Genomic DNA, 793 nt, shown 5'->3' with positions numbered 1-793 from the left:
GGCCCCGCCCGCGCCGGGGCCCCGCGGGTACGGGGGGAACCCCCGGGGACCCGTTCGGCCGATGACCAGTCGGCCTCATCCTCTTCTGCGCCGGCCGTCGGGAATTCGTTACCGGCCGGACGGACCGGTCCCGGCCGTCGCCGGAACGGCGGCGGCCGGCGGACGTCGTCCGGCACCCGTGCGCCGGGGCTGACGCGTGCGGACCTCCCCGTCCTCCATCAGTTCCGCGAGCCGGCGCAGCCCGCGGTGGGTCGCGGTGCGCACCGCTCCGGGGCGGCTCCCCAGAACCCCCGCGGCCCGTCGGGCGTCCAGCCCCATCACCGAGCGCAGGGCCACCGCCTCGGCCTGCTCGCGCGGTAAGCGGCCCAGCAGCGCGAAGGTGCGCGCCGTGCCCACCGCGGCCAGCGCCTCCTCGGCCGTGTCGCCGGGACCGGCACGCTCGATGAGCGAGGTGTCGTCGACCAGGTCCATCGGCCTGCGACCGCGCGCCCGCAGGTGGTCCAGTGCCCGGTTGCGGGCGATGCGGTTGGCCCATCCCCGGAAGCGGTCCGCGTCCCCGCGGAACCGCCCCAGGTCACGGGATATGTGCAGCCACGCCTCGGAGGTCACGTCCTCGGCGTCGGACTCGGCGACGATGGTGCGCACGTAACCCAACAGGCGGGGATGGACCGCGCGGAAGACATGGACGAAGGCCCGCTCGTCACCGCGCTGGGCCGCCAGCACCGCGGCGGTCAGTTCGGTGTCCGGCATCCCCCTCGCCGCGCCGCTCCCACCGGGCCCCACCGCCGTGCCG

General features: G+C 76.8%; 1 protein-coding gene. It reads right to left on the bottom strand.

All coding sequences use genetic code 11. The annotated features are described in order from the left end of the window. Positions 1–108 precede the first annotated feature (108 nt). Positions 109–750: an RNA polymerase sigma factor gene (locus tag FNQ90_RS25475; protein ID WP_182608468.1), complete on the bottom strand. Its 642-nt coding sequence runs from the start codon at positions 748–750 to the stop codon at positions 109–111. Between the last annotated feature and the right edge of the window lie 43 nt (positions 751–793).

It is taken from the genome of Streptomyces alkaliphilus (assembly GCF_014141535.1).
Classification (GTDB): domain Bacteria; phylum Actinomycetota; class Actinomycetes; order Streptomycetales; family Streptomycetaceae; genus Streptomyces; species Streptomyces alkaliphilus.
This window is presented reverse-complemented; position numbering and strand designations above follow the sequence as displayed.